This window comes from Sphingorhabdus sp. (genome assembly GCF_044354325.1).
GTDB lineage: Bacteria > Pseudomonadota > Alphaproteobacteria > Sphingomonadales > Sphingomonadaceae > Sphingorhabdus_B.
The window spans coordinates 1-4,917 of the sequence record NZ_JBILAF010000138.1 but is presented as its reverse complement, the minus strand read 5'-3'; the positions used below and the strand labels follow the sequence as shown (position 1 = coordinate 4,917).

The window sequence follows — 4,917 nt, the reverse complement described above, 5'->3', positions numbered from 1 at the left end:
GACGTCAACGACCCCGGCTATCGCGAAATCGACTTTGATTATCTGAAAGGCGTCTATCGCGAACAATGCGACGCGCTCATCGAAGGTGGCGTGGATTTCCTGCTGATTGAAACGATTTTTGACACGCTGAACGCCAAATGCGCTGCGATGGCGGCGCAGGAAGCCGCACTGGCATCGGGCCGGGACGTGCCCTTGATGATATCTATGACGATCACCGATATGGCCGGTCGCAATCTGTCGGGCCATACCGTTGAGGCATTTTGGGCCGCGATCCGGCACGTCAAACCACTGACCATCGGGTTGAATTGCTCGTTCGGCGCTGACCTGTTGCGTCCGCATTTGGCCGCTTTGTCAAAGCAAGCCGATGCGCTTGTTATGGCCTATCCCAATGCGGGCCTGCCCAATGACCTTGCCGAATATGACGAGCTACCCGAAACGACGGCGCAGCTGATTGGCCAATGGCTGGATGATGGGCTGGTCAACATCGTCGGCGGTTGTTGCGGCACCACGCCTGCGCATATCGCCGCGATTGCCAAGGCCGTTGAGGGCCGCGCCCCGCGCAGCATCCCGCAGCCACCACTGGTCACTCGGCTCGCTGGCCTCGAACCCTTCATCATGGCCGCCTGAACTCCTTAAAGCTGAACATAAAAATATGACATCCTCCTCCTCCCGTTTCGTCAACATCGGTGAACGTACGAACGTCACCGGCAGTGCCAAGTTCAAGAAGCTCATTCTGTCCGGCGATTATGAAGCCGCTGTCGAAGTCGCGCGCGACCAGGTCGAAAATGGCGCGCAGATTATCGACATCAATATGGATGAAGGTCTGCTCGACGCGCATGAGGCGATGACGACATTCATCAAACGGATCGCGGCCGAACCAGACATTGCGCGGGTGCCGTTGATGATCGACAGTTCCAAATGGAGCGTCATTGAGGCGGGGCTGAAATGTGTTTCGGGCAAGCCCATCGTGAATTCGATTTCGATGAAAGAAGGCGAAGAAGCCTTTTTGCATCAGGCGCGGCTGTGCATGGCCTATGGCGCGGCTGTCGTGGTGATGGCGTTCGACGAGACAGGGCAGGCCGACACCAAAGAGCGCAAGGTCGAAATCTGCAAGCGCGCTTATGACTTGCTGGTCGGCATTGGGTTTCCGCCCGAAGACATCATTTTCGATCCCAATATTTTTGCGGTGGCAACGGGGATTGAAGAGCATAATAATTATGGCGTCGATTTTATCGAGGCGCTGAAAGAGCTACGCGTTCTGTGCCCGCATGCGCATTATTCGGGCGGCCTTTCCAACCTGTCCTTTTCCTTCCGCGGTAACGAGCCTGTGCGCCGCGCGATGCACTCGATCTTCTTATATCATGCGATCCCTGCCGGCCTCGATATGGCGATCGTTAATGCAGGGCAGTTGGATATCTATGACGATATTGATCCGGAACTGCGGGTGGCGTGCGAAGATGTGATCCTCAACCGCGACCCCGATGCCACCGAGCGCCTCATTACCTTGGCCGAGAAATATCGCGGTACGGATATAGCGCAGGAAAAGGCGGAGGCCGAATGGCGCGGCTGGGACGTTAAAAAGCGTCTTGAGCATGCCTTGGTCAAAGGCATTGATGCGCATATCGTCGACGACACCGAAGAAGCACGGCTGGCGATCAAGGCTGCGGGCGGCAGGCCTATCGAGGTAATCGAAGGCCCATTGATGGACGGCATGAATGTCGTTGGCGACTTGTTCGGGTCGGGCAAAATGTTCCTGCCGCAGGTCGTGAAATCGGCGCGTGTTATGAAAAAAGCGGTCGCGCATCTGTTCCCTTATATCGAGGCCGAGAAAGAAGTCGGCGCGAAGGGCAAGGGCAAGATCATCATGGCGACCGTCAAGGGCGACGTCCATGACATCGGCAAGAATATCGTCGGCGTGGTGCTGCAGTGTAATGGTTTTGAGATTGTCGATCTGGGCGTGATGGTCCCGTGGCAAGACATATTGAAAGCGGCGGTCGACCATGATGCCGACATGATCGGGCTATCGGGCCTGATCACACCTTCGCTGGACGAGATGGTCACCGTCGCTGAAGAAATGCAGAAGACGGGCATGACGATGCCGTTGATGATCGGCGGCGCTACCACGTCCAAAACGCATACGGCGTTGCGGATTGAGCCTGTTTATTCGGGCCCCGTCATTCATGTGCTCGATGCCTCGCGCGCGGTCGGTGTTGCGGGCACATTGGTCAGCGATACTATGGCCGAAAAGTTCGTCGCTGACACCCGCGCCGAATATAGCCACATCCGCGATGCCCGTGCGGGCAAGACCGCAAAGCCATTGGCTTCGCTGGAGGAAGCCCGCGCCAATGCGTTCGAGATGGCCGAGACGCTGAAGCCTGCCCCGCCATTACAGCCTGGCGTGCATGTCTATGATGACTGGGACCTTGCCGATCTGCGCAATTATATCGATTGGACGCCGTTTTTCCGCGCATGGGAACTGCATGGCAATTACCCCGATATTCTGACCGATGAAGTCGTTGGCGAAAGTGCCACCAGCCTGTTTGCCGATGCCAATGCGATGCTCGATAAAATCATCAGCGAAAAATGGCTCCGCGCAAAGGGCGTTGCGGGCCTGTGGCCATGCCAGCGCGATGGCGACGATGTTGTGGTCTATTGCGAACAGACCGAGAGCCATATTCGCCTGCCGTTCCTGCGGCAGCAAATCGCCAAGCGCGAAGGCAGGGCGAACATGTGTCTGGCCGATTTCATCAGCCGCGATGGCGACTGGATTGGCGGATTTGCCGTGACAACTGGCCATGGCATCGGCACGCATTTGGCGCAGTTCAAAGCCAATATCGATGATTATTCCGACATTATGTTGAAAGCGCTCGCTGACCGTTTGGCCGAAGCTTTTGCCGAGCGGATGCACGAGCATGTCCGCACAACATTATGGGGTTATGCGCCCGACGAGCAGTTCACCATCGAGGCGCTGAACCGTGAGGAATATCGCGGCATCCGGCCCGCGCCGGGCTACCCCGCATGTCCGGACCACAGCCTGAAGCCGATATTGTTCGACCTGTTGGATGCGACCCAGAAAACGGGCATCACCTTGACCGAAAGCTTTGCCATGCTGCCTACCGCAGCCGTCAGCGGATTTTATTTCGGGCACCCCCAAGCCGAATATTTCGGCGTTGCGCGGATTGGCGAAGATCAGGTTGCGGACTATGCCGCACGGCGCGCACTCGATTTGGATCGGGCACGGCAGTATCTGAGGCCCAACCTCAACGAATGATCAGGGCAATATTAGATTTTTGGGACGAATGCCCATGAAGAAAACGGCGCTCTTTGTCCTGACCCTAACGCGACAAAAGCAACGTGGAGCAGCGTTTTTACTGTCTGCTTTGTCGCTTTAATGGTGAACGGGGCTCTGTATTTTTGCGGGTGGTCTCAACATTGAGAAAGAGCCGTGCGCGCTTTCGCGTGCGCGGGGCGATAGTCTCAAAGCCAATCCTACATTGCAAGCGTGGACATGCCTCCAGCCCGTGCCGCGGCAATCACCGCCCCTGCGCACGCCACCTGCGCACGACGCGGTCCAATATTCCGGCTTCGCCACCTGTTTCGCGCCAAAGCGCGCTAAACAGCGGGTCTTCCGATGCCGGGCGTTTATCCGCTTCCAAATGGTCGAGCGAGACGCGGATGGGAATGCTGACACCTTCGCCGCAGATGATGCATTCGCGGTTGCGCAAGGCAGGGACGGCATCCAGGAAACCGCGCGCCCCTTCGGGCATGGCGGCGCGGACAAATGCCTGATCGCGTTCGTTGTTTAATCGCATCGAAATGATCGTGCCGCATTGCGACAGCACGCCTTCGGCCAAATCGGACGGACGCTGGGTAATCAGGCCCAGCGACACACCATATTTCCGGCCTTCCTTGGCAATGCGTTCAAGGATGGAGCGCACTGCGCTGTTTTTGAAAACGCGATCCGACGGAATGTAGCGATGGGCCTCTTCGCAGATGAGCAGGATGGGGCGCTGCGCTTCGTTGCGCGACCAGATGGCATAGTCAAACACCAGACGCGATAGCACCGCGACAACGGTCGACGTGATGTCGGAAGGCACGCCGGACACATCGATAATCGAAATCGGTTTGCCATGTGATGGCAGACGGAAAATCTTACCGATAAAATCGGCCATGGTGTCGCCGACCAGCAGGCCCGAAAACATGAAATTGTAGCGGGGATCGGCTTTCAGCTCGTCAATTTTGGTCTTCAACCGCATGAACGGCGCGGACGACGTTGCCTTGTCGAGCTTACCCATTTCATTCTGGATGATGTTGGTCAGGTCAGACAATAAATAGGGGATTGGCGCATCAACCGTCAGCTTGCCAATCGTTTCGGCAATGCGGTTTTTGGCCCGCGCCTGCAACAGGCAGCGGGCGAGAATGTCTGAGTCAATTTGCCTGTCGTCGCCGGTGGAGGTGACGAACACTTCGCAATGTTCGGCAAAGTTCATCATCCAATAAGGCATCGCCAGATTGTTCACATCGAACAACGCGCCATTTTGTTTGAACGCCGCACTATATTCGCCATGGGGGTCAATCATGACGATATGGCCGTCAGGGGCGATATCGCACATCTTATGCACGATGAGAGCGGCGCAGGTTGATTTGCCGGTACCCGTTGAACCCACGAGCGCGAAATGCTTGCCGAGCAGCGCGTCGACATAGAGCGCGCCGCGAATATCCTGGGTTGGGACAACGGTGCCGATTTCAACATGTGCGCGCGCGTCGGTGGCATAGACTTGCCTCATGTCCGCGCTCGACACCGCATAGACTTCGCTTCCGGGGATTGGATAACGCGTGACCCCGCGGCGGAAATTGGAGATTTTGCCGGTCTGGCGGTCTTCGTCGCCTTCGCCCAGAAAGTCGACTTGCGCCATA

At 57.0% G+C, this 4,917-nt stretch carries 3 protein-coding genes; 2 read left to right on the top strand and 1 reads right to left on the bottom strand.

What is annotated here, in order from left to right:
- On the top strand, positions 1-627 hold a 627-nt coding region (locus tag ACIQ0G_RS10220), incomplete at its 5' end, for a homocysteine S-methyltransferase family protein (RefSeq protein WP_397577816.1).
- 25 nt (positions 628-652) lie between these two features.
- The gene (metH, locus tag ACIQ0G_RS10215) at positions 653-3,271 is read left to right on the top strand and encodes a methionine synthase (protein WP_397577815.1); all 2,619 of its coding nucleotides are present in this window, start codon (positions 653-655) and stop codon (positions 3,269-3,271) included.
- A 262-nt stretch (positions 3,272-3,533) separates the two neighbouring features.
- On the opposite strand, the gene ACIQ0G_RS10210 is transcribed toward metH, so the two are convergent.
- A partial coding sequence (locus ACIQ0G_RS10210; RefSeq protein WP_397577814.1) for an ATP-binding protein occupies positions 3,534-4,917 on the bottom strand: 1,384 nt, incomplete at its 5' end.

Coding starts and splice junctions, on each gene's coding strand:
- metH (WP_397577815.1), top strand. CDS start 653: ATGACATCCTCCTCCTCCCGTTTCGTCAACATCGGTGAACGTACGAAC.